At 60.0% G+C, this 25,536-nt stretch carries 20 protein-coding genes; 10 read left to right on the top strand and 10 right to left on the bottom strand.

The window, feature by feature from the left end:
- Window positions 1-112 precede the first annotated feature (112 nt).
- The 9 genes from BW995_RS03740 (at window position 113) to BW995_RS03700 (ending at window position 14,364) form a co-directional block, all read left to right on the top strand.
- A complete protein-coding gene (locus BW995_RS03740; RefSeq protein ID WP_076398800.1) occupies window positions 113-1,558 on the top strand; it encodes a TolC family outer membrane protein in 1,446 nt (481 codons plus the stop codon).
- 300 nt (window positions 1,559-1,858) lie between these two features.
- Window positions 1,859-2,485, top strand: coding sequence for a DUF2497 domain-containing protein (locus tag BW995_RS03735; protein WP_245821244.1), 627 nt, complete (start codon window positions 1,859-1,861; stop codon window positions 2,483-2,485).
- A 131-nt stretch (window positions 2,486-2,616) separates the two neighbouring features.
- The gene (locus tag BW995_RS03730; RefSeq protein ID WP_076398934.1) at window positions 2,617-5,328 is read left to right on the top strand and encodes a valine--tRNA ligase; all 2,712 of its coding nucleotides are present in this window, start codon (window positions 2,617-2,619) and stop codon (window positions 5,326-5,328) included.
- A 63-nt stretch (window positions 5,329-5,391) separates the two neighbouring features.
- Window positions 5,392-5,928: a hypothetical protein gene (locus tag BW995_RS03725; protein WP_076398798.1), complete on the top strand. Its 537-nt coding sequence runs from the start codon at window positions 5,392-5,394 to the stop codon at window positions 5,926-5,928.
- Window positions 5,929-5,933: 5 nt separating this feature from the next.
- Window positions 5,934-6,842: an HAD-IIA family hydrolase gene (locus BW995_RS03720; RefSeq protein WP_076398797.1), complete on the top strand. Its 909-nt coding sequence runs from the start codon at window positions 5,934-5,936 to the stop codon at window positions 6,840-6,842.
- A gap of 245 nt (window positions 6,843-7,087) precedes the next feature.
- The gene (ilvD, locus tag BW995_RS03715) at window positions 7,088-8,941 is read left to right on the top strand and encodes a dihydroxy-acid dehydratase (protein WP_076398796.1); all 1,854 of its coding nucleotides are present in this window, start codon (window positions 7,088-7,090) and stop codon (window positions 8,939-8,941) included.
- A gap of 90 nt (window positions 8,942-9,031) precedes the next feature.
- Window positions 9,032-9,877 carry a bacteriohemerythrin gene (locus tag BW995_RS03710; protein WP_076398795.1) on the top strand — a complete coding sequence of 282 codons (846 nt, stop codon included), beginning with the start codon at window positions 9,032-9,034 and terminating at the stop codon, window positions 9,875-9,877.
- A 63-nt stretch (window positions 9,878-9,940) separates the two neighbouring features.
- Window positions 9,941-12,466: a glycogen/starch/alpha-glucan phosphorylase gene (locus tag BW995_RS03705; RefSeq protein ID WP_084194543.1), complete on the top strand. Its 2,526-nt coding sequence runs from the start codon at window positions 9,941-9,943 to the stop codon at window positions 12,464-12,466.
- Window positions 12,467-12,543: 77 nt separating this feature from the next.
- Window positions 12,544-14,364 carry an ATP-binding cassette domain-containing protein gene (locus BW995_RS03700; protein WP_076398794.1) on the top strand — a complete coding sequence of 607 codons (1,821 nt, stop codon included), beginning with the start codon at window positions 12,544-12,546 and terminating at the stop codon, window positions 14,362-14,364.
- A 244-nt stretch (window positions 14,365-14,608) separates the two neighbouring features.
- Here BW995_RS03700 and BW995_RS03695 read toward each other — a convergent pair whose 3' ends face one another.
- The 8 genes from BW995_RS03695 to efp all read right to left on the bottom strand — a co-directional run bounded on the left by BW995_RS03695 (window position 14,609) and on the right by efp (window position 23,018).
- Window positions 14,609-15,694, bottom strand: a complete 1,086-nt coding sequence (locus BW995_RS03695) for an adenylate/guanylate cyclase domain-containing protein (protein ID WP_175616968.1) — start codon at window positions 15,692-15,694, stop codon at window positions 14,609-14,611.
- Window positions 15,695-15,701: 7 nt separating this feature from the next.
- Window positions 15,702-16,820 (bottom strand): hypothetical protein, encoded by a 1,119-nt coding sequence (locus tag BW995_RS03690; RefSeq protein ID WP_076398792.1) that lies wholly within the window; start codon window positions 16,818-16,820, stop codon window positions 15,702-15,704.
- Between the two features lie 421 nt (window positions 16,821-17,241).
- A complete protein-coding gene (rpmE, locus tag BW995_RS03685; RefSeq protein WP_076398791.1) occupies window positions 17,242-17,457 on the bottom strand; it encodes a 50S ribosomal protein L31 in 216 nt (71 codons plus the stop codon).
- An 86-nt stretch (window positions 17,458-17,543) separates the two neighbouring features.
- Entirely contained in the window at window positions 17,544-18,629 is a 1,086-nt protein-coding gene (locus BW995_RS03680) for a peptidoglycan -binding protein (protein ID WP_076398790.1), read from the bottom strand.
- A gap of 33 nt (window positions 18,630-18,662) precedes the next feature.
- Window positions 18,663-19,838, bottom strand: a complete 1,176-nt coding sequence (locus BW995_RS03675) for a flagellar motor protein MotA (protein WP_076398789.1) — start codon at window positions 19,836-19,838, stop codon at window positions 18,663-18,665.
- A 167-nt stretch (window positions 19,839-20,005) separates the two neighbouring features.
- A complete protein-coding gene (locus BW995_RS03670; protein WP_076398788.1) occupies window positions 20,006-21,319 on the bottom strand; it encodes an OmpA family protein in 1,314 nt (437 codons plus the stop codon).
- A 278-nt stretch (window positions 21,320-21,597) separates the two neighbouring features.
- A complete protein-coding gene (locus BW995_RS03665) occupies window positions 21,598-22,431 on the bottom strand; it encodes an inositol monophosphatase family protein (protein WP_076398787.1) in 834 nt (277 codons plus the stop codon).
- Between the two features lie 20 nt (window positions 22,432-22,451).
- Complete coding sequence (gene efp / locus BW995_RS03660) at window positions 22,452-23,018, bottom strand: elongation factor P (RefSeq protein ID WP_076398786.1); 567 nt, start codon at window positions 23,016-23,018, stop codon at window positions 22,452-22,454.
- A gap of 146 nt (window positions 23,019-23,164) precedes the next feature.
- Here efp and epmA point away from each other — a divergent pair, with 146 nt between their 5' ends.
- A complete protein-coding gene (gene epmA / locus BW995_RS03655; RefSeq protein WP_076398785.1) occupies window positions 23,165-24,217 on the top strand; it encodes an EF-P lysine aminoacylase EpmA in 1,053 nt (350 codons plus the stop codon).
- A 141-nt stretch (window positions 24,218-24,358) separates the two neighbouring features.
- Here the strand turns inward: epmA and thiE are convergent, their stop codons facing one another.
- Together thiE and BW995_RS03645 are read right to left on the bottom strand one after the other, a co-directional pair.
- A complete protein-coding gene (gene thiE, locus BW995_RS03650) occupies window positions 24,359-25,057 on the bottom strand; it encodes a thiamine phosphate synthase (RefSeq protein ID WP_084194541.1) in 699 nt (232 codons plus the stop codon).
- A 27-nt stretch (window positions 25,058-25,084) separates the two neighbouring features.
- Window positions 25,085-25,438: a hypothetical protein gene (locus BW995_RS03645; protein WP_139332737.1), complete on the bottom strand. Its 354-nt coding sequence runs from the start codon at window positions 25,436-25,438 to the stop codon at window positions 25,085-25,087.
- Window positions 25,439-25,536: the final 98 nt, after the last annotated feature.

The following is a 25,536-nucleotide window of genomic DNA, read 5'->3' as shown; positions in this document are numbered from 1 at the left end:
CTGAGGCAGGGCTTGCCATTCTGATTTTGCCCGCTATGCTGCTCGATAGTGAACTGGTGAGTTCAGTTTTGATTTTGAACTTTCTCCCGCTGTCATATATGGGACAACCGTGATGAAAAAGACCGCTTCCTCTGCCGTCTCCTATGCTGTGCTGGCCGCGCTGGCCGGGACTGTTTTGTGCCCGGTGACCGCCTCGGCGATGAGTCTGGAAGAGGCTCTGGTGGCGACCTACACGGGAAATCCGCAGTTGTTGGCGGCGCGGGCCGGTCAGCGGGCAACCGATGAAAAGGTGCCGCAGGCCCTGTCTGGCTGGCGCCCGACCGTTACCGTCAGTGGCAGCTATGGCCGGCAGACCATCGAGCAGAACACCTCGACCACCACCGAACGAAAGATCGGCACTGTGCCGCAGACGTCGACCTTTACCGTGACGCAGCCGGTTTTTAATGGCTTCCGCACCGTCCATGCCACGGACGCTGCGGAAAATACCGTCAAGGCGTCGCGCGGAACGCTGGTTGCCACCGAACAGGCTGTCCTGCTGGCTGCGACGCAGGCATATATGGACGTTCTGCGCGACATGTCGGTGCTGGAACTGCGCGTGAACAACGAACAGGTCCTGCGTCGCCAGCTGGATGCCACCCGTGACCGCTTTGCGGTGGGGGAAATTACCCGCACCGACGTCAGTCAGGCCGAAGCCCGCCATGCGGGGGCTGTGGCGGCGCGGGCGGCAGCGGAATCAACGCTGGCATCGACGCGGGCGACTTTTGCCAGGGTTGTCGGGGTTCCGGCTGAGAACCTCGATTGGCCAGCCGAGGTAAAGACCCTGCCTGCGACCCTTGATGATACGATCAGCATGGCGGAAAATCAGCAGCCGGAACTGATCGCAGCCGAATACACGGCCCGTGCAGCCGTGGATACGGTGCAGCAGGTGCGTGGCGAATTGCTGCCGACGGTGTCCTTGCAGGCTTCGAGCAGTAAAAGCTGGAACGCCAGCGATCATGATTCTTATCGTGACGTGCAGTCACTGGTGGCGACGGTCAGTGTGCCGCTGTACGAATCTGGTAGCGTCTATTCCCGGATCCGCGAAGCGAAGAGCACCGCAGGGCAGCGCCGGTTGCAGGTCGATGAAATGTTGCTGAGCGTGCGGGCTCAGGCCGTGCAGTCGTGGGAAACCTTGCAATCGGCACGGGCGCAGATCTCGTCGCTGGTGTCGCAGGTCGATTCCTCCCGGGTGGCTCTGGAAGGCGTCCAGCGTGAGGCTCAGGTCGGGGCGCGGACCGTGCTCGACGTTCTGGATGCCGAGCAGGAATTGCTCGATGCCCAGGTCAGTCTGGTGACCGCGCAGCGCAACGAGAAAGTGGCGGCCTATCAGTTGATGTCTGCTGTTGGAACCCTGACTGCCGAACATCTGGCGTTGCCGGTCGAAACGCACAAGTCTGCCGGGCACTATGATGATGTTCGTGGTCAGTGGATTGGCGGCAATGATGAGGCGGATCAGGATTACGACTATGCATCCGACCCGGAAAAGCAGCAGCCGGTGAAGGAACCGGAAGGGCGCTGAGCCCGCTGATGGCTCCTGCCGATTGAAAAAAAAGGCGAAGCTTGAGCTTCGCCTTTTTTATGGCATTTACAGGGTCAATGGATTTTTTTATTTTCTATCAGAACGCTATGATGGTGTAGTGTGGCGTTGTCTTGCTGTGCAGTAAGGTCTTTGGTATGGCGCTGCGGGCATTTTGCGCGGATTAAACATCTTGCGTTTGCAAAATGTTAAGGAGCAATGTTATATCCCTTTCTGAACGTGCGCCGATTGGGGTGCCGTGCAGCGATTTGATGTGCTGGCTTTATGGGGCGGGGTTACGCCATGGATGATCGCAATCAAGAACCATCGATGGAGGACATTCTCGCCTCTATCCGGAAGATTCTTTCGGAGGATGAGGAAGAGGAAGCCAAGGCTCCGCCTCCGCCTCCGCCGCCACCCCCTCCGCCGCCTCCGCCACCACCACCCCCTCCGCCGCCTCCGGAGCCTGAACCGGAGCCCGAGCCGGAACCTGTTTGGGAAGAGCCGGAGCCTGAACCGGAACCCGAGCCCGTCTGGGACGAGCCGGAGGAGGTCCTTGAGCTGACGGAGCCCGAGGATGACGAAGAGCCGCTGTTGCTCGAACCGGACCCGGAGCCCGAGCCGGTTCCAGTGGTTGTTCCTCCGCCACCGCCGCCGCCTGCGCCGGTAATGATGGCTGTTGATGATGACCGGCTGGTTTCACCGCCGACCGAGGTTGCCTCTGCTGCGATCTTCTCGGAGCTGTACGGTGCGCTGGCCCGCGATCGCGGGTTGGGGATCGGCAAGGTCGGGATTACGCTGGAAGAGATCGTTCGCGAGGCTCTGCGGCCCCTGTTGCGCGAATGGCTGGACGCCAACCTGCCGGAACTGGTGGAGCGTCTGGTGCGCAAGGAAATTGAAAGACTGGTAACGGGCGCCGACAAGGGGTAAACAACGCCTGTACGCCTTGGACAGCATCGCCGGATCCTTGGTCAAAGGGTCCGGCGATTGCTTTGTGTGCCATGCTGTGGCACTCCTGACACTCACATGATTTCACTCATCACTTGCAGGATTGGTTCATGATGCTCGACAAGACATTTGATCCCGCTGACATCGAAGAGACCCTCTATCAGCGTTGGGAAAAAGCCGGGGTATTTGCCGCAAACCCGGAGTCGAGCGACGTACCCTATACCATCATGATGCCGCCGCCGAATGTCACCGGCAGCCTGCACATGGGACACGCGCTGACCTTCACCCTGCAGGATCTGCTGATCCGTTTTAACCGCATGACCGGCAAAGATGCCCTGTGGCAGCCGGGGACCGATCATGCCGGGATCGCGACCCAGATGGTGGTCGAGCGCAATCTGGAAAAGGACGGTATTACCCGCCACGATCTGGGCCGTGATGCGTTCATCGAAAAAGTGTGGGAGTGGAAGGAACACTCCGGCGGGACCATTACCCGCCAGTTGCGCCGTCTGGGGGCGTCGCCGGACTGGGCGCGCGAACGCTTTACCATGGACGAGGGTCTGAGCAAGGCCGTGCGGACCATTTTCGTCCGTCTGCACAAGGATGGCCTGATCTATCGCGACAAGCGGCTGGTGAACTGGGATCCCAAGCTGCACACCGCCATTTCCGACCTTGAAGTCGAACAGCGCGATGTGAAGGGCAAGATGTGGTTCTTCCGCTATCCGGTGGAGGGCACGGATGAGTTCGTCACCGTCGGCACCACCCGCCCGGAAACGATGCTGGGCGATACCGCCGTTGCCGTTCACCCGGAAGACGAGCGTTTCAAGCACCTGCATGGCAAAATGGTCCGTCTGCCGATCACCGGCCGACTGATCCCGATCGTGCCGGATGACTATGCCGACCCTGAAAAGGGCACCGGTGCAGTGAAGATCACCCCGGCGCATGACTTCAACGACTTTGAAGTCGGCAAGCGTAACCAGTTGCGCCTGATCAACATTTTTGACCTGAACGCCCGCGTGCTGACCGAGCCGCTGCAGGTTCTCGCCTTCCAGAACGGCCACGCCAAGGCGCTGGTTGGGGAGGATGGCCAGCCGGTGACGGAAGACTTGCCGGAAGCCTTCCGTGGTCTGGACCGCTTTGCCGCCCGTGATCTGGTGGTCAGCGAGCTGGAAGCCCTCGGCCTGTTTGAAAAGGTCGAAGAAAACCCGATGACCGTGCCCTATGGTGACCGGTCGGGGGTGGTGATCGAACCGTGGCTGACCGATCAGTGGTTCGTTGATGCCCCCAAGCTGGCGATTGCGCCGATCGAAGCGGTGGAAACCGGTCGCACGCGCTTTGTGCCCAAGCAGTGGGAAAAGACCTTCTTTGAATGGATGCGCAACATCCAGCCGTGGTGCGTGTCGCGGCAAATCTGGTGGGGGCACCAGATTCCGGCATGGTTCGGCCCGGACGGACATCCGTTCGTTGAGATGACCGCCGAAGACGCTGCCGCCGCTGCCGCCGCCCATTATGGGCAGGCGGTCGAACTGGTGCGTGATCCTGACGTGCTCGACACCTGGTTCTCGTCGGCGCTGTGGCCGTTCTCGACCATCGGCTGGCCGGACAAGACGCCCGAACTGGCGCGCTATTATCCCACCGACGTGCTGGTCACCGGTTTTGACATCATCTTCTTCTGGGTCGCCCGCATGATGATGTTCGGCATGTATGCCATGGGCGATGTGCCGTTCCGCGATGTCTATATCCATGCTCTGGTCCGCGACGAAAAGGGCCAGAAGATGTCAAAGTCCAAGGGCAACGTCATTGACCCGCTGGTGATTGCCGACCAGTACGGTACCGATGCCCTGCGCTTTACCCTGGCGGCGATGGCCGCTCAGGGCCGCGATATCAAGATGAGCGAGCAGCGCGTTGCCGGCTATCGCAATTTTGCCACCAAGCTGTGGAACGCCGCCCGGTTCTGCCAGATGAACGAATGTCATCCGGTGGTGGGCTATGATCCGCGCTCGGTGAAATCGACGCTGAACAAGTGGATCGTGGCCAAGGTGGCCGAGGCGGCGCAGGCGGTGCGGGATGGCATCACCAGCTACCGCTTCAACGATGCGGCCAACGCCATCTATCAGTTTACTTGGGGCAGCTTCTGCGACTGGTATCTGGAATTTGCCAAACCGGTGTTCGGTGGCAGCGATGAGGTCGCCAAGGCCGAGGCGCGGGCGACGGCAGCGTGGGCTCTGGACCAGATCCTGCTGCTGTTGCACCCGTTCATGCCTTACATCACCGAAAGCCTGTGGGAGCAGATTGCCCCGCGTGACGGCATGCTGATCGTGCAGCAATGGCCGTCGCTGGATGGTCTGGATGATGCCGCTGCCCGTCAGGAAATGGACTGGGTGGTGGAGATGATCTCTTCGGTTCGGTCGGTGCGCGCTGAAATGAACGTGCCGCCGTCGATCAAGATGCCGATGATCCTGCAGGGCGTGGGGGACGACGTTGCCCGCCGTCTGGCGGCCCATCGCCCGCTGATCGAAACTCTGGCCCGTTTGTCCGGCATTACCGTGGGCGAGGAAGCCCCCAAAGCTTCGGCGCAGGTGGTGATTGGTGAGGTGACGGCGATCCTGCCGCTGGAAGGCGTGATTGACGTCGAGGCGGAAAAGCAGCGTCTTGCCAAGGAAATCAAGAAGAACGATGCCGAAGCGAAAAAGCTGTCCAGCAAGCTGGGCAACGAAAGCTTTATCGCCAAGGCCAAGCCCGAAGTGGTTGAAGAACAACGCGACCGTCTGGTCGAGGCCGAAGCCGCCATCGCCAAGCTAAGCGCAGCGCTGAGCCGACTGGGATAAAAAGACGGAAAGGGCCCTGATGACAGGGCCCTTTTTACTGGTGAAAAAAGGGAGACCGGCTGCATGGCCCGCCGTCCTAACGATCGTTCTTCTTCTGCGCCAAAGGCTCCCAGCCTGAAAGTCGAAGAAAAAGCCGAGATTGTGGTGACGCGTCTGGAGCGTTTCATCCGGGATCACCGCACCTTGTCGCGCGGGGTGTCGTTCCGCAAATGGCAGGATCTGGCGAAAAGCGAGATCGCCGACTTGCTGCGCGAACAGGAAAGCCAGCAGGCACAGGATCATTGCTATATCGAACGAACGTTAATGCTGATCGGGGCCGGTCTGGCAACGATTGGCGTCTGGGGGACGGCTCTGGCGCTGTCGATGGCGCCTGAGCGTGTTTTGGCGGCCATTCTGACCCTGCTCGGTGGCTTTATCGTGCTGTGGGGCGTGGGCGCTTTGGGGCTGCGCACGCCGTTCCGGCAGTTCCAGGTGGACAACGCCCGGATGGCGCTGGAGCGGGTGCGGTCGATCAACAAGACGGTGCGCGATCTGGAACACCAGCTGAAAAAGCGGAAAAAGGCTCTGGAAAAAGAGCTGGATGAGATGCCAGAGGAATAACCGGTATGCTGTTTACCGATTTCGCCGATGCCTGGCAGGTCTATCTGCAGGCCGGGCCGCGGTTGCCTGCCGCACCAGCCGCCGTTACACCGCAACGGGTCAAAGGGCTGGTTGATGTCCTCGATCGTTATCAGGTGCTGGCATTCGATGCCTATGGCGTCCTGCATTGTGGCGATCAGGCCTTTCCGCAGGCTGTGCGGGCGGTTGCCTTGGCGCGACAGGCGGGAAAATCGGTCTGCGTCCTGACCAATGACGTTACGCGGGAGCCTGCTGCCGTCGCGGCAGGGCTACGGCTGCGGGGCTTTGACTTTGCGGCCAGCGAAGTCATTTCAGGGCGGACGCTGTTGCCAAAGGTCCTGCGGGAAGCAATGTCTCCGGGGCAGGTGTTCGGGGTCATCTCATCGGTGCCCGAAGACGTTCTGACCGCCTTGCCGGACTTTGCCTTGCGCCCGCTGGCGCGTGAGCCGGAGCAGTTCGATGCGGTTGACGGGTTTCTGTTCATTGACAACAATCACTGGGAAGACGGTGATGACCAACGTCTTGAACAGGCATTGCTACAGCACCCTCGGCCGTTGATTGTTTGCAACCCGGATGTGGGGTGCCCCTTTCTGGGCCGAATGTCCGCTGAACCGGGATACTATGCCCACCGGATCGCCGGGCATGGCAGCGTTGAACCGCTGTTTCTCGGCAAGCCATTCCCGGCGGTGTATGAGGCCTTGTGCCAGCGCTTTCCCGATGTTTCTCCGGCGCAGATCCTGATGATTGGTGACAGTCCCCATACTGATGTGCTGGGCAGCCGCTCTGCCGGACTGGACTGTCTGCTGGTCGAAAGCGGGTTCCTGTCAGGGCAGGACAGCCAGCGATGCTGTCAGGAAAGTGGCCTGTGGCCCGACTGGATTGCTCCGTTCGTCTGAGGATGGCTGCTTTGGCGTCTTTGTGAAGAATTTCCTGCCTTTGCTTGCCAAGCCGAGGGAACCCGTCTAAACCTAACGGGTGCTTGCTCGCTGTGCTGAAAGCTGATTGCGAAAGGTTCCAGTGTCTGGATGCCAGAAAGCGTTGGCTTCAGGTTGGGGATCGCGTGACGGTTGGTCTGATGGCGCGATGTTCCGGTGATGACGGCGGGCTTACCCTGTGATGCTCTTTCTGATTGGGGACCCCCATGCCTGCCTATCGTTCCCGTACCTCGACCCATGGTCGTAATATGGCTGGTGCCCGTGGCCTGTGGCGTGCCACCGGGATGACCGACAGTGATTTCGGCAAGCCGATTATTGCCATCGCCAATTCCTTCACCCAGTTCGTGCCGGGCCACGTCCATCTGAAGGACCTGGGGCAGATGGTAGCGCGGGAAATCGAGGCGGCTGGCGGTGTTGCCAAGGAATTCAATACCATCGCGGTCGATGACGGGATCGCCATGGGCCATGATGGCATGCTGTATTCCCTGCCGTCGCGTGAAATCATCGCTGACTCTGTGGAATACATGGTCAATGCCCACTGCGCTGATGCCCTGATCTGCATTTCCAACTGCGACAAGATCACCCCGGGCATGCTGATGGCGTCGATGCGCCTCAACATTCCGACCATTTTCGTTTCGGGTGGCCCGATGGAAGCCGGCAAGGTGATCCTGAAGGACGGCGAAAAGATGATCGACCTGATCGATGCGATGATCGTCGCCGCTGACAAGAACGTCAGCGATGAGGACGTCGCGGCATACGAACGTTCGGCCTGCCCGACCTGCGGATCGTGTTCGGGGATGTTCACCGCCAATTCGATGAACTGCCTGACCGAAGCCCTCGGGCTGGCCCTGCCGGGGAACGGCTCGCTGGTGGCGACCCATGAGGATCGCAAGGGCGTGTTCCTGCAGGCGGCGCGGACGATTGTCGAGCTGACCCGCCGTTATTATGAACAGGATGATGCGTCGGTTCTGCCGCGCGCCATCGCCAACAAGGCGGCGTTCGAGAACGCCATGACCCTTGACATTGCGATGGGTGGTTCCACCAACACCGTTCTGCACCTGTTGGCCGCCGCCCGTGAAGGGCAGGTCGATTTCCACATGTCCGACATCGACCGCCTGTCGCGCAAGGTGCCGTGCCTGTCCAAGGTGGCGCCCGCCGTTGCCAACATCCACATGGAAGACGTCCATCGCGCCGGTGGCGTGATTGCCATTCTGGGCGAACTGGCCCGCTGTGGCCTGCTGAATCTGGACTGCGGCAGCGTCCACGCGGCCAGCCTGAAAGAGGCCATTGACCGCTGGGACGTGATGTTGACCCAGGATGCGGCGGTTGACGAGTTCTTCCGGGCGGCTCCGGGGGGGATACGCACCACTGAAGCCTTCTCGCAGTCCCGCCGTTACAGCGAAGTCGACCGCGACCGCGCCAAGGGTGTGATCCGGGATATGGACCATGCCTATTCCAGGGATGGTGGTCTGGCGGTTCTGTTCGGCAACATTGCTCTGGATGGCTGCATCGTCAAGACCGCTGGCGTTGACGACAGCATTCTGAAGTTCTCCGGTCCGGCGGTGGTGTGCGAAAGCCAGGACGAAGCGGTCGCCAAAATTCTGGGCGGTGACGTCAAGGCTGGCGATGTGGTGGTCGTGCTGTACGAAGGCCCGAAGGGTGGCCCCGGGATGCAGGAAATGCTGTATCCGACCAGCTATCTGAAGTCGATGGGGCTGGGCAAGCAGTGCGCCCTGATCACGGACGGTCGTTTCTCTGGCGGGACGTCGGGGCTGTCGATCGGGCATGCCTCGCCCGAGGCCGCTCAGGGTGGTGCCATCGGGCTGGTCGAGCCGGGCGACATGATCGATATCGACATTCCGGGCCGTTCGATCAACCTGCGGGTGTCTGATGCTGTGCTGGCTGAACGCCGGGCCGCGATGGATGCCCGTGGTGCCAAGGCGTGGAAACCGGCGTCGCGCCAGCGGACCGTCTCGGCGGCCCTGCGGGCCTATGCGGCGATGACCACCAGCGCAGCGGATGGGGCCGTGCGTGACGTGGAGCGTCTGGAGCGTTCGTAAACAAGCAAGACAGCCCGGCGGAGCGTGGGGGGCACATTCCGCCGGGCTGTGGCCATGCATTGAGAATAATGCATGTAAACGGGGGGAACCATGCCCTGTATCGTTTGGACCAAAGAACTGGAGACCGGGATTCCGCTGATCGACAAGGACCACAAGGTTCTGGTCAGCATACTGAATCAGGTCTATGACGCCATTGGAAATTTCGAAGAGCGGGCCGTTCTGGGCAGTGCCCTGAATTCCCTGCTGGAATACACGCGCTATCACTTCGCCCGCGAAGAACGGCTGCAGGATGTTGCGGGCTATCCCGGATTGATCGCACACCAGCAGCGTCATCATGAACTGGCGAAGCAGGTTCAGGATATTTGCCAGCGCTATGAAGCGGACAATTCGACCGTCCAGGGGGCCGAGGTTCTGGAGTTCCTGCGGTCGTGGCTGGTTCAGCACATCCAGAAGCATGACATGGGCTATCTGGCCCAATGCCTGGGGAACGAGGCTGCCTATCAAGCGGCTGAACAAATCCTGTTTTCTCCGCAAGGCACAATCCCGCAGCCAGAAAAGAAGGGGTTGGTCTGGTCCGCCCTGTCGGTTTTGATTGTCGAAGACAACCGTAATTTTCAGTTGATTATCCAGACGATCCTGAAAAGCCTCGGGGTCCGCACCATCTCTGTTGTATCAAGTGGAGCGGAAGGGCTGGAGGTCCTGTCTACCCGGTCCTTTGATCTGGTTCTTTGTGACTGGCGGATGGACGGCATGGATGGCCTGGAGTTCGTCGAGCGCGCACGGGGAGCCGGAATTGCGTCCAAAGTCATCATGATGTCAGGCTACAGCACGGATGATGTGCGCCAACAGGCCTTGCAGATCGGGGTTGACGGGTTTCTGGAAAAACCGATCACGGCGCGCGGCTTTCTGGAGATGGCCGGGCGCGTGATGGCCTGACGCGGAATAGCGTCCGGGATGCAATCGTGTCAGGGACATGACCCGTCGCAGGAGGATACTGCCATGGACAGCCCGTTTCCTTCCGTACCGCAGTCTCTGGTTACAGATGGGTGGGATCCGGTTGCTCAGAACGATATTGACGCTTTCAAGCGTCGTCTGTTCAGCCACCTGAAGCATTCGCGTGCCAAAAATCCGGAAACGGCGACCTCGAACGACTGGTATCAGGTGACCGCGCTGGCTGTGCGGGACATGCTGGTCGAAACGTGGATGGACAGCGTGCGGGCCGCAGCCCATGCGGACAGCAAGCAGGTTTATTATCTTTCCCTTGAGTTCCTGATGGGGCGGTCGCTGGAAAGCAACCTGCTTGCCGTTGGCATGTGGGATGTGTGCCTTGCGACCTTTGCCGACATGGGTCTGGACTTTGGGGGGATCAAAACCGAAGAGCCAGAGGCGGCGCTTGGGAATGGTGGGCTGGGGCGTCTGGCAGCCTGTTTCATGGACAGCATGGCAACACTGGGGATTGCCGGTGTTGGCTATGGTATCCACTATCATCATGGCATGTTCCGGCAGGAAATCCGCGATGGTCAGCAGATCGAACTGCCGGAAAACTGGCTGACCCATGGGAACCCGTGGGAATTCGAGCGGCCTGAATATACGCATCCGATCCGTTTCGGTGGCTGGGTAGAGCAGGGGCAGGACGCCCTTGGTCGGCCCTTTTTCCGTTGGCATCCCGCCGAAGAACTGATGGCGGTGGCGGTAGACATGGCGGTGCCCGGATATGGGGGGTTTTCTGCCAACTCGATCCGCTTGTGGGCCGCACGGGCCTCCCATGGCTTTGATCTGGTCCAGTTCAACAAGGGTGAATACCTTGATGCGGTCAGGGCCGAAGTGGACTCGGAAAGCCTGTCTCGTGTGCTGTACCCCAACGACAGCACTCAGCAAGGGCGCATCTTGCGCTTCAAGCAGGAATATTTTTTCTCCTCGGCATCGCTGCAAGACATTCTGCGTCGTTTCCGCCGCGAGCAGGATGACGATTTCGACCTGATGCCGCAAAAGGTTGCCATTCAGCTGAATGATACGCACCCGGCAATTGCCGTGGCCGAGCTGATGCGGTTGTTGCTGGATGAGCACCATTGCCCGTGGGCTGATGCCTGGACCATCTGCAAAGGGGTGTTCTCGTACACCAATCACACGCTGCTGCCCGAGGCTTTGGAAACATGGCCGGTGGCGGTGTTCGAGGCCCTGTTACCGCGTCATCTGCAGATTATTTATGACATCAACGCGGTTTTTCTGGCCGAAATCCGTCAGTTGCGACCGGGTGATGATGATCTGGTCCGGCGGATGTCGCTGATTGATGAAAGCGGCGAGCGGCGTGTTCGGATGAGCCATCTGGCGGTGGTGGGCAGTCATCACGTCAACGGTGTGGCCAATCTGCATACCGAGCTGATGAAAAACGGCATTTTTGCTGATTTCGAACAGTTGTACCCTGGGAAAATTGTCAACAAGACCAATGGGATCACGCCGCGTCGCTGGTTGAACCAAGCCAATCGTCCGCTGGCCCGCCTGATCACCCACAGTATCGGGGACGGTTGGCAAACCAACCTTGACCGACTGCGCGCCTTGCTGCCGTTGGCGGATGACAGTGCATTCCGGGATGAATTCCTGAGCATCAAGCAGGCCAACAAACGGCGTCTGGCCCTGTTCGCCAGTCGTTCGCTGGGGGCGGTGATCCATCCTGACAGCCTGTTCGATGTTCAGATCAAACGAATTCACGAATACAAGCGGCAAATTCTGAACGTGCTGCACGTCATTACCCGCTATAACCGTTTGTGCCAGCGTCAGTTTCGGCAGAATGTGGTTCCACGGACGGTGGTCTTTGCAGGCAAGGCCGCACCGGGCTATGTTCTGGCCAAGCTGACCATCCGCTTGATTCTGGCCGTGGCCGATGTGGTGAACCGTGACCCCCGCTCCCGTGATGCATTAAGGGTTCTGTTTGTTCCCAACTACGATGTTTCGACAGCCGAGCTGATCATTCCGGCCGCCGAGCTGTCCCAGCAGATTTCGACGGCTGGCACCGAAGCTTCGGGGACTGGCAACATGAAGCTGGCCCTCAATGGCGCGCTGACCATCGGAACCCGCGATGGCGCGACCATCGAAATCGCCGAAGAAGTCGGGGAGGAAAACCTGTTCTTCTTTGGCCTGTCGGCGGATCAGGTGGCCGCGACCGTCCGTGATGGATACGATCCATGGGCCATCTACCGGGATAACCATGAACTGGCCGAGGCCCTGGAGATGGTGCGGAACGGAGCCTTTTCTCCCGGCGAGCCGGATGCCTTCAAGCCACTGTTTGACAGCCTGACCAGTGGTGGTGACCGGTATCGCGTGCTGGCAGATTATGGCGACTATATCGCCTGTCAGGACCGTGTGGATGCGGCTTATCTCCAGCAGGGGGACTGGACACGGAAAGCGATCCTGACTGTTGCCCGAATGGGGAAATTCTCGGCCGATGCGACGATACTTGATTACGCCCGCGAGATATGGGACGTACACGGCACCAGCCCCTATGCTCTGGGGGAACAAAGGAATTAGCGTGCGTTCAGGGGCTGTGGCCCCTGATAGCCCTGAACACCCTTGCCGTTGATTGTCTTGAAACAAGGAAATAGCCCGTGGCCGCTCCGCCCCCGTTACTGACGCTGCGCAATATTCGTCTCGGATTTGGTGGGAACCCCCTGTTTACCGGCGTGGATTGTTCGGTCGGGCGCGGTGATCGTGTCTGTCTGGTGGGCCGGAATGGCTCGGGGAAATCGACCCTGCTCAAGGTGATGGCCGGGCTGGTCGATGCCGAGGAGGGGGAGCTGTTCCTGCAACCGGGCGTGCGGATTGCCTATCTGCCGCAGGAACCTGACCCATCGGGCTATGCGACCCTGCATGATTACGTCGCTGGCGGGCTTGGCGATCATCTGGACGAGCTGCACAAGGTCGACATCCTGATTGATGAGGTCAAGCTGGACCCGCACTGCGACCCGACCACCCTGTCCGGCGGGGAAAAGCGTCGCGCGGCGATTGCCCGCATTCTGGTAGGCGAGCCGGACATCCTGCTGCTGGATGAACCGACCAACCACCTTGATCTGCCGACCATTCAGTGGCTGGAAGAAAAGCTGCTGGCCTATCGCGGTGGCTTTGTGCTGATTTCCCACGATCGCGCTTTTCTGAACCGGTTGACAGGAGTGACGTTCTGGCTGGATCGCGGCATTGTCCGCCGGCTGGAGGCGGGCTTTGTGCAGTTTGAAAGCTGGAGCGAAGACATCCTCGAGCGCGAGGCCACCGAGACGGCCAAGTTTGATAAGTTGATCGAGCAGGAAATTGCCTGGTCCCGGCAAGGGATCAAGGCACGCCGGACCCGCAACATGGGGCGGATGCGGCGATTGCAGGATATGCGCAGCGAGCGGGCGGCGATGGTTGCCCGCACCGGCAGCGTGAAGATGGATGCCGACAGTGGACCGACATCGGGCAAGCTGGTGGTCGAGGTTGAGGGAATTTTCAAGTCCTTTGAAGGACGCGAGATTCTGAAACCCTTTTCAACCCGTATTCTGCGTGGCGATAAACTGGGGATCATTGGCCCGAACGGGGCAGGCAAGTCGACCCTGCTGAAGATTCTGACCGGACAGTTGCAGCCCGATGGCGGCGACGTGCGGTTGGGGACCAATCTGGAAATGGTCTACCTTGACCAAACCCGCAGTGCGCTCGACCCCAACAGGACGGTCTGGGATACGCTGGCCGACAGTGGCGGAGACAGCATTGATGTTCGTGGTCGCTTGCGCCATGTCGTCAGCTATATGCGTGATTTCCTGTTCGATGACCGCCAGGCCCGCAGCCCGGTAGGAAGCCTGTCAGGAGGCGAGCGCAATCGCCTGTTGCTGGCCAAAGCGTTGGCCAAGTCATCAAACTTCCTGATCCTCGACGAACCGACCAATGACCTCGACATGGACACGCTCGACCTGTTGCAGGACGTGCTGGCCGATTACGACGGAACGCTGGTGCTGGTCAGCCACGATCGTGACTTCCTCGACCGGGTGGTCACATCGACCATCGCCTTTGAAGGGCAGGGCGTGGTGCGCGAGTACCCGGGTGGCTATGCCGATTACGAGCGGCAGCGTCCGAAACCCGAAGCCCCGGCTAAGGCGGCCAGGAGCGAGGAAAAATCCGCTGGTGGTGACAAGCCGCGTGGCAACAAGCCTTCTTCGGCCAAGCTGTCTTACAAGCATCAGCGGGCTCTGGAAGAGCTGCCGAAGGCGATGGCCAAGCTGGAAAAGGAAATTGCCGCACTGGAAAAAACCATGGCGGACCCCACGCTGTTCAACCGCAATCCTGCCGAGTTCCAGAAGACTGTCGATAGCTTGACGGTCAAAAAGGCTGCTCTGGCGGAGGCCGAAGAGCAATGGCTGGAAATCGAGATGCTGCGGGAAGAGCTGGAAAACGGCGGCTGAGATTTTATAGTCTTGGACCAGTGTGCGTTAAATCTGACGCCATGGTACACAACAGTAATGTGGAGCGCTGCTCCACACCTCGCTGGGGCCTTAAGGCCCCAGACCCCATTAATTTGATATTGAAAGAGGAAATAAGGGTCCGGGGGCATCGTCCCTAAGTGAACGTTCGGGGCCGGAGGCCCCGGGCAGGTGTGGACGGCAGTCCGCTATTCCCTACCAACTGTCGTGTCCTGTGACGCGTCTTTCACCGCTTTCCGCCATCATGCTGTAAATGCTGCCGGGCGGCTTCGCGCGCACGCGCGGTTTCTTCCGGGCTGTAAGGGGTTGGCAGAACGGACGGGGCTGCCGGACGGGGAGCCACCTGAGCGGTCTTTTGCTGCCCCATCTCTTCACGGCGCAGCTTCAGGCGGTCCAGTTCCTGAGCACGCTCTTCGGTCCACAAGACTTCAAACAGCTCATGCGGGGCCTTGACCCCTTTCAGGCGCTGTGCCCCGTGGCTGTGAAAACGCATGCCAGAGGCGGGCGGAATCAGGGCACGGGTATCGGCGGAGAGCCATATCTGGTCGGCTCCGGCGGCGGCGCAGACGCGGGCTGCGATTTGTACCGTGGTTCCGAAGTAGTCGTTTTCCTCGATGATCGGTTCGCCGGTATTCATGCCAATCCGCAGGCCCAGAGAAAGTTTGGGCCATTTTACGTTATGCTCGCGGGCGCGCTGTTGAATCTCGATGGCGGCCCCAACAGCATCGGTGGGGGAATCAAAGCTGGCCATGATGCCATCGCCGGTATGCTTGACTTCCTTGCCGTTATGGTGCGACAGCGCGGCCCGAACAATAAAATTATGGGCGCGGATGATGTCCTGAGCAGCGGAATCACCGATCGTCTGGGTCATGTCGGTCGAGCCAACCATGTCGGTAAACAGGATGGTGACCGATGTTGCCGCGACCTGCTGGGACTGGGGCGTATTCCAGTCTTTCATGATGCCGCCGATCGCCATGAACGGGTCGCCGCTGCCGTGAATATGGCGATCCATGGCAACACGACCGGCATTGATCATCTGGCGGTAACGACCTTCCTTGCGGTAGCCATCCAGACGGGAAATCATGTGGCGGGCTTGCTCTGGCCTTGTCCCGATAACCTCAACAGTCTCCTGAATGAGCATATTGCGTTGTTCGGGTGAGATTTTCTTGTGCTCGCCCAGCAGCTCGCAGGCTCCGGCCATATACAGGTTGACGCCGAACTTGTTGTAGGCATCCAGTTGGGGGTGGGTCATCTTGATCGCATTGACCGCTCCCCCCAGGAATTTCATGATCACCAGACGGGCCTGGGACATGCCTTGCTCATTGTCCGGGATGACCGAGGACTTCTTGGGGCTGGAGTGCCCCTGCATCGTCGTCCAGTCCTTCCTGCGTGGCAACCCATTCATCCCAGCCGGGTTCACCGGGCAGGGGGGCTTTCATCCTGTTCGGGTCAAAGGGCTCAAAGTCATCAAAGGCCGCCGTTGCTTGCGCAGGAGCTGTCGCAGTGTCATCCCCTGTGGCAAGGCTGGCCGTAAGGTTGGCGATGACCGCATCCCGCTCCTGCTGCTCTTTGGTCGATGCTTCGATGCGCTGCCGCTCTTCTTCGGCACGTCGGGCTTTTTCGGCCTCGATCTGCTGGGCGGCAGCGGCCTGCTGCTTTGCCGCTTCGGCTTCTTTCTCCTGATGGAGGGTGGCAGACATGCGGTTGTTGCTGTCATCGTCATTCTGGGATGCAATGACGGCATCGACAACATCGGTCGGGTTGCTGAGACGGGGATAGGGTGTGGTGTTGCCGTCCTCGGTTGGCGTTGGTTCCTTGTCGAGATCCAGCGGCATCGAGAACGTGCTGGATCCCGCCCGTTTGCCCTTTTTGGGGCCGAGCAGGACATCCAGCGGCACGTACAGCATGACCAGCGGCACGGCGGTAATCAGGAACAGGCTGAGGAAGATCAGGAACAGGACCAGAGAGTTGCTGGATGGCAGCAGCGAGACGCCAACCATCGAATAGCGATTGATCAGCATCGATGCCACTGCGGTTCCCAGCACGGAAACAGTCAGCGACCCAATCATGACCACCAGCACGCGGAACATGAAGTCGGCGGTCTGCTTGGCTTTCTGGGCAGGCGTCAGGAACGGAGGTGCCCCTGCTGTGCCTGCACTGCTGCCGCCAATCGGACCGCCGGCATATCCGCCCACCTTCGAGCGCCGTGGTGCCTGAGCCTGAGGCTTGATCCGCCCGACAAAAGTAACCGTCTCTTCGCTGAGATTGCTTTCCGTGTAATAGGTCTCGCGGATGACCTTCACCGGACGGCTCAGGGTCATCTCCAGGACTTTTGCCTCGTTGATGGCGGTTTCACGCTCGGTGCTGGGGTAGCGCGTTTCCAGCGTCCAGCCGCGGACATCATACGAATAGACTTCATAGTGAACGATAGCCGGCATACGTCCGTGTTCCTGCTAAATGGTAAGGGCTGCGCACACAGGGGGCTACAGAATGAAAGTCACCCGGCTCAGCACGAGCCAGACAGGTGCCCTGAAATCGTCTTTTCTGAAAAAACAGTGCCCACCTTTCATGCTATGGACTGGTTCTTATGGACTATACGATGTTTATCGTCAGAACAGCAATGGCACCTGTCGCCCATCATAGCAGAAAGGTTTCGCAGGTCTGGCAGAAAAGCGCCTTTCGGCCATGTTTTGGCAAGCTCGACGCCTGGACAGGGGCCATCCTGATACGATCCGCAGTGCGAGGGCAGGCGAAAAAGCCTTGCGCCCGACCTGTCAGGATCGGGCGCAAGGCTTTCAAGTCTTTGGCATCATCAAGACGGGCCGACGCAGGTCACATGTCCCTGAATCGGCCTGGGTCTTACTTCAGGCCGAAAGCAGCAAAACGCTTGTTGAACTTGGCGATCTGGCCGCCAGTGTCAATCAGGCGGTGCTGACCGGTCCAAGCCGGATGCGACTTCGGGTCGATGTCCAGACGCAGGGTTTCGCCCTTCAGGGTCGAACGGGTCTTGAACTCGGTACCGTCAGTCATGGTGACGGTGATCTCATGGTATTCAGGATGGATGTCTTTTTTCATGGCCTGCTCTCCAGAAACGAGCGGTTCGTATATCCCAGAGCCGACCCTAACGCAAGGGTCGAGTTACAGTTTTACGGAGGTAAAGGCTATCTTTGATCCAGTTTCAGCTCGATCCGGCGATTTTTGCGCATCGAAGGTTCGTCGTTGCCTGCTGCCAGTGGCTGATATTCGCCAAATCCGGCTGCGGCAAGGCGCTGTGGGGGGATGCCGTGGGCCGACAGGAAATTGACCACCGAAATCGCACGGGCAGCCGACAAATCCCAATTGGAGCGGAACAGGGCGGTATTGATCGGACGGCGGTCGGTATGCCCGTCAACGCGCAGAATCCAGTCAATATCCGGGGGGATTTCCTTGGCCAGCTGGGTGAGGGTGCTGGCCAGAGCCGCAATCTGTTTTTGCCCTTCGGGGTTCAGTTCGGCCGAGCCGGTATCAAACAGCACTTCGGACTGAAAGACAAAGCGGTCACCTTCGATGCGAATATCGCTGCGATCCCCCAGCAGGCCACGCAGGCGGCCAAAGAATTCAGAGCGGTACTTTTGCAGCTCTGCCACCTTGGTGGCCAGCGCCCGGTTCAGTTGCCGCCCAAGATCAGAGATTTGCACCTGCTGCTCTTTATTGGTCTTTTCTGCGGCATCCAGAGCATCACCCAGTCGGGCCATTTCCTGCTGTAACGCTGCCAGTTGTTCCCGCAGCAAGGCTGCTTGCGCCCGTTCCTGCTCGGAAATCTGGGTCTGTTCATTCAGGCGACCACTTTGGTCGGCAAGCTGGCGGTCCTTTTCGGTGATTTCCCGTTCCAGCTTGTCTTTCAGCGCCCGCAAGGCAGCAATGTCATCGTTCAGCCGCTGGCCGGCTTCGGCGTTCCTGCGCTCGTTTTCACTCAGTTCTTCAATGCGGGCGTTGGCGCTGGCCAGTTGCGAAGACAGGCGGGAGACACTGGTCCGCAGATCGGCATTGGCGGATTTTTCCATGTTCAACAGGTCGGTCATCTCGGTGATTTGCCGGGTGACGCGGGCCAGGGCTTCTTCTCGTCCCGACAGGGTTTGGCCCAGGAAAAACTGAGCCACAACAAACACCATCAGGACGAAGATCAGGATAATCAGCAGATTTCCCAAGGCATCGACAAAGCCGGGCCAGATATCGACGCTATGCTGGCGGCGACGGCGCATCGGCATGGCGAAGTCTCCTTTGAGGTGAAAGGGAAGGGATCAGCGGCGATTATCATCGGCAATGGCAGCCAGCGTGCGAGCCAGCAGCTTGATTTCCGAGCGGATATCCTTGACCGCATCATCCCGGCCCCGGTTGGTATCATCAACCAGCCGGTTGAGGGACACATCCATGTTGCGGATGTGGCTTCGCGTTGCATCGTCCATTCCCCCGGCGGTCGGGGTCTTCATCGAGGTGATAGCCTCAGTCAGTCTGCTTAGCAGACCCTTCATCTCGACCTGGCTTTCCGCCATTTTCAGCAACACCTGCTGTTCGGCGCGCATCTGGTCGGTCAGGGTGGTCAGGCGGTCAATCAGGTCGCGCTGATAGGCCAGCCCGGCGGAACGGTTGTCTTCGCCGCGCGCAATGCTGCGCTGAAGTTCGTCAATGCTTTCGGCTGTCTGCTCCAGCAATGCCTGAATGTACACCGGTACCGACTGATCGCCACCGCCGTCGCCGCCGCCAGAGGTCAGCTTGGTGACGCCGGACAGCCATTCTTCCAGATCATTGTAAAAGGCATTCTGCGCCTGCCCGGCCTGCAAATCGAGAAAGCCAAGGATCAGCGAGCCGGTTAACCCGAACATGGAAGAGGAAAACGCCGTTCCCATGCCGTGCAGCGGACCACCAAGGCCCTGCTTGAGCTGGGAGAACATGGCGGCCATTTCCTGTTGTCCCGATACTTCCAGCGAGTTGATGACATCGGAAATGGTGCCGACGGTCTGCATCAACCCCCAGAACGTTCCCAGCAGGCCGAGGAAGATCGACAGGCCAATGAAGTAGCGGGCGAGGTCGCGTTCTTCTTCAAGGCGGGACCCGATCCCGTCGAGCAGCGAGCGCATCGCCGGGGCTGAAATGGAAAACCGCGAACGGCCTTTGTGCTCATTCAGCATGGTGGCCATTGGCGCGAGCAGGCGGGGCGGAGGCACCGACATGGTGCTGCTGACCGCAGCCGTTTCATCCCGGCGGAAGCCTTCGATCCATTTTACTTCCGGGTTCAGCCGCAGAACGTTGCGGAAGTTCAGGGTGATACCGATAAACAGGACGCCGAAAATCAGGCCATTCAGGGCCGGGTTCGCCAGAAACGCCGGGAGAACGCCGTGTGCGAGGGCTGCGGCAATGGCTGCGACCGTCGCCAGAAAGATGGTCATGCGGACCATGAAACGATGGGGACGGGTCATGCGGGCAGTCTCCCTTGTTGTGTCAGGTAAGCGATGACCGGGTTAACCTGTCTGGGCACCGATTTAGACCAGCGTGGGTTAAATATGACGCGGGCACGCTGGTCTGACCTTTTGATCTGTCGCAGTGATAGCGCGCAAAACCGGTTCCCACTTCTGCGCTCACTGCTCTAGGATTTGACCATCTCGACATCAACCCGGTCCGGGTTCCCCCTGGTGGGGGTGCCAAGGGCGCGGACCTCGATCCGGGTGGGGGCGATGCCCCGATCCAGCAGATACGAGCGGATCGCCAGAGCGCGGGACAGCGACAGGCGGCGCGCTTTTGAAACGCTGGAGTCATCACCCGCAGCATAGGCTTGAATGCGGGCACTCAGTTCCGGGTTGCTGTTCAACTTCTGGACGATGCTTTCCAGCGCCGAGCCGGATTGGGCAGGAATGTCGGCCGCATTGGAGGCAAAAGGAATGGTCAGGTTTTCACCACTGCTGTAGGCCGGGGCCGGAGTACTGCTGGCCTTGGCCGGGGCGGCGCTCGGAAGGCTGGGGACGATCGGGGCTGAGGGCAGGGCGGCAACCGCCGTTTCCCTGGCGCTTTGTGCCTTGCGGGCGGCTTGTTCGGCAGCGGCCTGCTCGGCAGCGCGCCGACTGGCTTCAGCTTCAGCCTGGGCTTGGGCTTCGCGGGCTTCGGCATCAGCGCGGGCCTTGGCGGCCTGCTGTGCTTGACGGGCCTGTTCGGCAGCTTGCTCTTCCGCCTTCCGGCTGGCTTCAGCCTGTGCCGCGGCTTGCTCCTGTGCGGCCTTGGCTTGCGCTTCTGCTTCCGCGTCGGCGGCGGCTTTCAGCTCCGCCTCACGAGCTAGCTGTTCTTTGGCAGCCTGTTCCTTGGCCTGCTGTTCCTTGAGATGTTGTTCCTGAGCCTCGGCGGTTCGCTGGGCGGCGATCTGATCCGCTTTGGCGATGCGGTCGCGCTCGGCAAGTTCCTGTTTGGCGGCGGCAATGGCGCGTGCCTGTGCGGTGGCTTCGGCCTGCCCGGCATCGGCCGTGGCTGGAACGTCGGCTGGCGGTGTGTAGCTGGCCTGCTGGGGTGGCGGGGCCGGAATGGTGACTGCCACCGATGGCTTGTGCGGCTTGTGAGTCTGGGCAACGGTGGTGTGGGACTTGCCCGGTGAGACCAGCAATTCGCTTTGCGGAGCACGACGGGGATCGGGCAGCAAGCCCTGCCGGGGTGGGGCCCCGGTTGAGGACAACGGCGCTCCCGGGCGCTGCGAGGTCGGGCGGGACGCCATCGGCAGCATCAGGTCAGCGATGGTTTGCGGGGCACCGAGGGTTTCCAGAACCGATGTGTCCACCTGCACACTGGATGTCGAAGAGGCGACATATTGCGCGTGTGCCGTCAACGGACTACAGGCCAGCAGGACCGCAGTTGCAACGCCAAGACGCCGCGTGCGGGCGTGGCTGGAACGCTGTTTGGCGGCGGGATCGGTGAGCACGGTATCGGTTCTCCCATGCGGATACGGCTGTGTCGTATTTGGCAGAATATTCAACGGGCAAAGTCGATATCCCGGTGCGGACGGGGCACACTATACCATGCAACGAAAGCGCGGCAACCGGCTTTCAGGCCCGTTGCCGCGCTGTTCGTTACAGGGAGTGCCGTGTCCAGACCAGTGTGCGTTAAATCTGACGCACACTGGTCTGGCTCTTTATATTGCCGCAGTGATGGCGCGCAAAACCGGTTCCCACTTTTGCGCTCACTGCTTCAGGCCCCGGATCAGCCTTGCTTGTCAGCGGCGGCGGTATCACCTGCGGGCTTCTGCTGGGTTTGCAGCAGTTTCAGCAGGGCGTAATGCAGCGGCTCGTTCGAGGCAAGGATGTTGCCACTGATCACCGGGTCGCGGCTGTCCAGCCCGCTGACGTACCCACCGGCTTCGCGCACCATCAGCACGCCGGCGGCCACATCCCACGGGGCCAGACCTTCTTCCCAGAAACCATCAACGCGTCCGGCGGCGGTCCACGCCAGATCCAGCGAGGCTGCGCCATTGCGACGGATACCGGCAGTGGTGCTCATCACTTTGGCCAACTGCTTGATGTAGGCCATGTGATCGCCACGGCCCCTGTGCGGGATACCGGTGGCAATGACGGACTCTTCCATCTTGCGGCGGGCCGAAACGCGCATGCGGCGGTCATTGAAGAACGCTCCGGTGCCTTTTTCGGCATAGAAGCGGTCATCGGTGACCGGGTTGTAGATCAGGCCGGCGATAATTTCGCCCTCCCGCTCCAGAGCGATCGAAATCGCAAAGTGCGGAATCCCGTGCAGGAAGTTGGTGGTGCCATCCAGAGGATCGACAATCCAGCGATGAACGCCGTCGGTTCCTTCGGTGTAGCCGCTTTCTTCCATCAGGAAGCCATAGCCCGGGCGAGCCTTTTCAAGCTCGTGGCGAATGATTTTCTCTGAACGCAGGTCGGCGGCGGAGACGAAGTCGCCCACACCCTTGACGGAAACCTGCAGCTGCTCCAGCTCGCCGAAGTCGCGCACGAGGCCCTTGGCCGCCTTTTCGGCAGCCTTGACCATCACATTCAGAACGGGAGAACGCAAAAGAGCCATAGAACGGGGAAATCCTAACTTTAACCCTTGAAACGTTCGACGTATTCACCGCTTTCGGTGTTCACAACGATCTTGATCGGGGCTTCGATGTGCGGCGGAATCATGATGCGCATGCCATTGGCCAGCATGCCCGGCTTGTAGGACGACGACGCGGTCTGGCCCTTGACCACCGGGTCGGCCTGGATCACTTCGACGACGACGGTCTGCGGCAACTGCACGGAAACCGGCTTGCCTTCGATGGTGTCGATCACCACTTCCATGCCGTCCTGCAGATAGCCGCCCTTTTCGCCAACGGCGTCAACCGGCATGAAGAACTGGTCGAAGGTTTCCTTGTCCATGAAGTTGTAGCCGGACTCGTCTTCGAACAGATAGGTGCAGTCGATCTGACGCACATCCAGCTTTTCGACGGTGTCGGCGGTGCGCCAGCGGCTCTGGGTCTTGGTGCCGGATTCGACGTCACGCATTTCGACCTGAATGAAGGCGCCGCCCTTGCCCGGCTGCACGATCTGGGTCTTGATGACCGTCCAGCTGCGGCCTTCGTTTTCGATGACCATGCCGGGGCGAATGTTGTTGGCCTGAATCTTCATGGCGCGAACTTCTTCTTTACGTTTGGTGGAACAGGTATGCCCGCAGAACAGGCTTGGGGGCGGTTCTTATCAGGTTGAACCACCAAAGGCAACACGAACGGCGCGGCTTGGCAAGATGTTCTGCGCGGTGTAGAGCTTTTGACATGATGAGCAACAGCAAAACCCCGTCGTCCTTGCCGTGGTGGCACCCGGATCAGGTTGCCCGCCGCCGTCCCGCCCTGGAAGCCCGCGCCCGCATTGTGGCAGCGGTGCGCCGGTTTTTCACCGATCAGGAGTTCCTAGAGGTCGAGACTCCCTGTTTACAGGTCTCACCGGGGCTCGAGCCGCACTTGCAGGCATTCGGGACGGATCTCGTTGATCCGTATGGTGAAAAACGGCGCCTGTACCTGCACACCAGTCCTGAATTTGCGATGAAAAAGCTGCTGGTCGGTGGCCTGCCGCGCATTTTCCAGATTGCGCGGGTCTTTCGCAACAACGAACGCTCGACGACCCATCACCCGGAATTTGCCATGTTGGAATGGTATCGCCGGGGGGCCAGTTATCTGGACCTGATGGAGGATGTCGAAGGACTGATTGCTGCCACCGCGCAGGCGGCCGGCTGTCCGGTACCGCCTTGTACGCGGATGACCATTGCCGAAGCATTTCAGGTATATGCCGGAATCGATATTCTGGCGACGGTCGATGATCCGGCCAATCCGTCCCCCGATCCGGCGGCGCTGAAGGCCGAGGCGCGGCGCATCGGCGTTTATGTCGGTGAGAACGATAGCTGGGACGATGCCTTTTTTCACATCTCCCTTGACCGTATCGAGCCGCGCCTTGGCGAAGACGGGCCGGTGATCCTGTACGACTGGCCAGCGTCGATGGCGGCGTTGTCGCGTCGCAAGGTCGATGATCCGCGCGTTTGCGAGCGGTTCGAGGTCTACTGGAAGGGTGTCGAGCTGGCCAATGCCTTTGGCGAGCTGACCGATGCCGCCGAGCAGCGCCGCCGTTTCGAGCATGACATGGTGCTGAAAGAGCGTCTGTATGGCTTCCGCTATCCGATTGACGAAGAGTTTCTTGCCGCGTTGGAACTGGGCTTGCCGGAGTGTGCCGGGATCGCGCTGGGGATTGACCGGCTGGTGATGGTCCTGCTGGGGGCCGAGCGGCTGGAAGACGTCTTGTGGGCCGAGGTTGCCACGGTTAGAGCGTTTTCACACTGAGCGAAAACGCTCTCCGTTTTTAGTGCCGCATTTTCCGAGCCGCTGACCGGAGACGGTCAACTTGAAAATGCTCTAATCGATAACAAAAAAAAGGCCGGTGCAATATTTCTGCACCGGCCTCTTCTCTGATAAATCAGCCTGTTACAGGTATTTGTCGATCAGGGCGCTGAACTGGCGCACCGCTTCGGCCGGGCCTTGCGGATGGGCCCACACGCCCGAGGAAACTGCCAGAAAATCTGCGCCAGCAGCGATCAGCGGTTCGGCGTTATCCGGGGTGATGCCGCCAATGGCCACGCACGGAGTGGTCATCATTTCCTGCCACCAGGTCAACAACTCGACGTCTGCCTGGGTCGGGGCTTCCTTGGTGGTGGTCGGGAAAAATGCCCCAAAGGCCACATAATCGGCGCCCTGCTCAGCGGCCACCATCCCCAGATGACGGCTGTCATGGCAGGTGATGCCAACGATGGCATCCGGGCCGACAAGGGCGCGGGCTTCGTCATAAGGGGTGTCTTCCTGGCCGACGTGCACCCCGTCGCATCCCAGTTCCTGCGCCAGATCGGGGCGGTCGTTCATCAGCACCGCAACGCCACGGTCCTGCGCAATGGGCAACAGGCGGGTGGTGACGGCGCGGATGACATCATCCTCCACGTCTTTCAGGCGGATCTGCAAGGCGGCAACATCACCAGCCTCAAGGGTCTCGGCGAGCGTCCGGGCAAAGTCGTCCAGATCGGCAATTGACGGCGGAGTGATCAGGTACAGGCGGCACTGGGCCGGTCCATCCTGGACATTGTCGTGGGATGACTTCTTTTTCTTGTTGTTTCTGGATTTCGGCTTGGCCATCAGAAAAGCTCGCTTTGTGCAAAGGGATCAGAGGGGGAGCGGATCGGTGTATACGGTGCGGCCCATCTGGCGCGCGATGTCCTGCAGGCGCTGACGTGCCGGGGCAGGCATCGCGTTCAATGCAAGGGCAGGGGCTCCGGCATCGAGTGCAGCAAGGGCATAGCCCGCCGCATCGGCACAATCAACAATCATCGTGCAGGGAACCTGTGGAAAGTGTGTCGCAGCCTGATGGCACAGACTGAGGAACCATGCGGCACCTTGTGCGTACAGAACCGTTTGCGGGCTGATCAGGGCAAGGGGTCTGTCCTGCCCGGACGCAGCGGCAAAGGCCGCGATTGCATCGGTATACGATGTAATGCGAAAGAAAAGTGGCTCATTCATCATGCCTATACCATAGCATGAGCGACCGGAAAGGGGATGCAAAATGGTTGACCATTTCCCTGCTCGGCCCTATCCTGATGTGGCCTAAAAAGGCTCGC

The sequence above is a fragment of the Insolitispirillum peregrinum genome, from assembly GCF_900156605.1.
In the GTDB taxonomy this organism is placed as follows: domain Bacteria; phylum Pseudomonadota; class Alphaproteobacteria; order Rhodospirillales; family Rhodospirillaceae; genus Insolitispirillum; species Insolitispirillum peregrinum.
Note: the sequence above shows the minus strand (reverse complement) of the source record. Positions and strands in the feature narration are given on the sequence as shown.

Excerpts from the sequence above, each read along its gene's own strand:
- thiE (WP_084194541.1), bottom strand. The coding sequence starts at position 25,057 with ATGGCCAAGCCGAAATCCAGAAACAACAAGAAAAAGAAGTCATCCCAC.
- rpmE (WP_076398791.1), bottom strand. The coding sequence starts at position 17,457 with ATGAAAAAAGACATCCATCCTGAATACCATGAGATCACCGTCACCATG.
- BW995_RS03705 (WP_084194543.1), top strand. The coding sequence starts at position 9,941 with ATGGACAGCCCGTTTCCTTCCGTACCGCAGTCTCTGGTTACAGATGGG.
- BW995_RS03645 (WP_139332737.1), bottom strand. The coding sequence starts at position 25,438 with ATGAATGAGCCACTTTTCTTTCGCATTACATCGTATACCGATGCAATC.
- BW995_RS03680 (WP_076398790.1), bottom strand. The coding sequence starts at position 18,629 with ATGCCGATGCGCCGTCGCCGCCAGCATAGCGTCGATATCTGGCCCGGC.
- BW995_RS03695 (WP_175616968.1), bottom strand. The coding sequence starts at position 15,694 with ATGTCCCAGGCCCGTCTGGTGATCATGAAATTCCTGGGGGGAGCGGTC.
- BW995_RS03720 (WP_076398797.1), top strand. The coding sequence starts at position 5,934 with ATGCTGTTTACCGATTTCGCCGATGCCTGGCAGGTCTATCTGCAGGCC.
- BW995_RS03735 (WP_245821244.1), top strand. The coding sequence starts at position 1,859 with ATGGATGATCGCAATCAAGAACCATCGATGGAGGACATTCTCGCCTCT.
- BW995_RS03740 (WP_076398800.1), top strand. The coding sequence starts at position 113 with ATGAAAAAGACCGCTTCCTCTGCCGTCTCCTATGCTGTGCTGGCCGCG.
- efp (WP_076398786.1), bottom strand. The coding sequence starts at position 23,018 with ATGAAGATTCAGGCCAACAACATTCGCCCCGGCATGGTCATCGAAAAC.
- epmA (WP_076398785.1), top strand. The coding sequence starts at position 23,165 with ATGAGCAACAGCAAAACCCCGTCGTCCTTGCCGTGGTGGCACCCGGAT.
- BW995_RS03710 (WP_076398795.1), top strand. The coding sequence starts at position 9,032 with ATGCCCTGTATCGTTTGGACCAAAGAACTGGAGACCGGGATTCCGCTG.
- BW995_RS03675 (WP_076398789.1), bottom strand. The coding sequence starts at position 19,838 with ATGACCCGTCCCCATCGTTTCATGGTCCGCATGACCATCTTTCTGGCG.
- BW995_RS03665 (WP_076398787.1), bottom strand. The coding sequence starts at position 22,431 with ATGGCTCTTTTGCGTTCTCCCGTTCTGAATGTGATGGTCAAGGCTGCC.
- ilvD (WP_076398796.1), top strand. The coding sequence starts at position 7,088 with ATGCCTGCCTATCGTTCCCGTACCTCGACCCATGGTCGTAATATGGCT.
- BW995_RS03690 (WP_076398792.1), bottom strand. The coding sequence starts at position 16,820 with ATGCCGGCTATCGTTCACTATGAAGTCTATTCGTATGATGTCCGCGGC.
- BW995_RS03730 (WP_076398934.1), top strand. The coding sequence starts at position 2,617 with ATGCTCGACAAGACATTTGATCCCGCTGACATCGAAGAGACCCTCTAT.
- BW995_RS03725 (WP_076398798.1), top strand. The coding sequence starts at position 5,392 with ATGGCCCGCCGTCCTAACGATCGTTCTTCTTCTGCGCCAAAGGCTCCC.